This window comes from Nonomuraea sp. K271 (genome assembly GCF_009908215.1).
Classification (GTDB): domain Bacteria; phylum Actinomycetota; class Actinomycetes; order Streptosporangiales; family Streptosporangiaceae; genus Nonomuraea; species Nonomuraea longispora.
In genome coordinates this window covers 1-2,232 of sequence record NZ_JAAAHR010000345.1, presented here as the reverse complement: position 1 = coordinate 2,232, position 2,232 = coordinate 1, and the positions used below count along the sequence as shown (strand labels likewise).

Below are 2,232 nucleotides of genomic sequence, written 5' to 3'. Positions count from 1 at the left end.
GGGTGAGGTTGAGGGTCCAGTTGCCGAACCGGCGGATGGTGTGGGTGATGTAGGGCGAGACGGTGGCCAGGTCGTCGGTGTCGACGGGATAGCCCTCGGCGGCCAGGGCGTTGGCGGCGTCGGTGATGTCGCAGGCGTTGGAGTAGATGACGCAGTTGGCGATCAGCTCGTTGAACTTCACCACCTTCTCCTGGTGGTCGGGGTCGTTGTGGCCGATGAGCTTGCCGCCGAACATCAGCCAGTCGGCGAAGCCGTGGAAGGCCTCGGTGCGGTTGGTGATGGCGGTGATCTGCTCGCGCAGCGCGGGCTCGGACAGGTAACGCAACAGGGTGATGGTGCGGATCGCGCGGCCGAGCTCGCGGAAGGCCCGATACAGGCGGTTCTTTCGCGAATGGTTGCCCAGCCGGCGTAGCAGCGTCACCGACGACAGCTTGTTCTCCCGGATGGAGATCGCGGTGCGTAGCAGGTCGCTCCAGTGGGTCTCGATCAGCTTCCAGTCCACCGCCTGGTCGCCGAACAGCGAGTCGATGTGGCTGTAGCGGACCGTCTCGCTGGGCCGGAAGAAGACCAGGTCGTGCCAGTTGCGGATGCGCGGTAGCAGGTCGAAGCCCAGCAGCGCGCCCAGCCCGAAGACCGGCAGCGACTGGCCTTGGGTGTCGGCGTGGATGGTGTCGGGCTGGATGTCCGAGGCGTTCTTCAGTAGGCCCTCGATGATGTAGACCGCCTCCCACACCCCGCATGGGATGAAGTGGGAGAACAGCGCGATGTAGGTGTTGGAGACGTGCCGGTAGGCGATCCCGCCGTACCCGCCGTACCGGATGCTGGTCTCGGCCAGCAGGTTGTCCTCCCAGGTATCGATCTGGGTGCCGTCGGCCGCGGCCGACTTGCCGTCGCCCCACACCGAGGCGACATCCAGCCGGTTGAAGTGGTCGATGACGTCGACCGAGGCCGCGTCGACCTTGGTCGCGGTGGTGTGCTTGTTGCCCGCCAGCGACAGTTCGTGCACGCTGACCTGCCCGCGCATGTGCGCGGCGACCTGCGTCGGGCCCAGCAGGGTGCCGTGCGAACACTCCCAGCAGCCGCTCGGACTCGGCGCGGTGCGCCTCGCGCAGCGCCTCCAGATGGTCGCGGCCCCTCTTGTGGATCGCCGCGATCCGTTTGCAGAACATCGTCACCACGTCGTCGCGGACCCCGGTCGCGACCGTGTGCACGAACCCGGCCAGCAACGTCAGCTGCTTGTCGGTGCCGACCTTGCGCATGTCAGCGGCGTCGGTGACTCGCGCCTCCCCGGCGAAGTGCGCGACCTTCCCGGCCGGTACGCCCTGCAGCCACGCCCCGGTCGGGCCGATCGCGTCAAGGTCGGCCAGCAGCGCCAAACGCTGCTTGAACTTGCCCAGCGACGCCGCCTTGGCCACGTCCTTCAACCGGTCGAACTCGCTACGCCGGCTCACCGGATCGACCACCAGCAGCCGCGCCAGCCGCGCCCTGGCCGTCCGGTGCAGCCGCCCGGCTACCAACCCGAAGAACCTTGCGTTGACCTCGGCACGGACCGAGGCGGCCATCGCGTCCAACGTGGTGTAGCCCGGCAGCTCACACCGTGCGCGGACCAGCTCCTCCAGCGCCACGTTGATCAGGTCGGCCGGGTTGTCCTTGGACTGCACCGCCTTGCGGATCGCCGCCTCGGCCACCTGCCGAACCCGCGCAGGCTCGTAGGACACTCCCAGCCGCTTACGCACCAGCGCACGATGTCGCTTGGCCGACGCCGAAGCCGCCTGCCGCAACGCCACCTCGTCCTCGGCAAGCCCCAACACCTGACGGACATGCCCCGCCACCGCCGACGGGACCTCATCCAGCTTCGGGAAGTACCCCAACCGCTGGTAGGACTTCAACCACACCATCAGCGCGAGCAGATGATGCTCGTCATCCATGCACGACCGCGCCCACTCCACCTCGGCCCCGGTCGGCGTGAACGCCTCCGTCAGCTCCCGCGCCGACAACACCCGCGCAAACCGCGGATACGCGGTCCGATCGATCGAGGTCACCCGCAACCCCCAGGACCGCCGCCAACCCGACGCCGATCACCCTAACGATCAACCATCAGGCCGCGATCCCTTTCTGGCGTATTCGTGTGTCCTGAACGTGAAGGAGAGTTCGATGTAGGCGAATGATCTGGAGCGATGCTGCTCGGATGATGAAGGTCTTGGCCCTTCGGAGCCGCCCTGCGGAGGGAGG

At 67.4% G+C, this 2,232-nt stretch carries 1 protein-coding gene and 2 pseudogenes; 1 reads left to right on the top strand and 2 read right to left on the bottom strand.

Annotated elements, in window-relative coordinates:
- Positions 1 to 1,066: pseudogene (locus GUY59_RS48135) on the bottom strand (transposase); the annotation flags it as partial.
- Between the two features lie 71 nt (positions 1,067 to 1,137).
- Here GUY59_RS48135 and GUY59_RS48130 point away from each other — a divergent pair.
- Positions 1,138 to 1,581: a hypothetical protein gene (locus GUY59_RS48130; RefSeq protein WP_201762172.1), complete on the top strand. Its 444-nt coding sequence runs from the start codon at positions 1,138 to 1,140 to the stop codon at positions 1,579 to 1,581.
- A 26-nt stretch (positions 1,582 to 1,607) separates the two neighbouring features.
- Here the strand turns inward: GUY59_RS48130 and GUY59_RS51615 are convergent.
- A pseudogene (locus GUY59_RS51615) lies at positions 1,608 to 2,000 on the bottom strand (DUF4158 domain-containing protein); the annotation flags it as partial.
- Positions 2,001 to 2,232 lie beyond the last annotated feature (232 nt).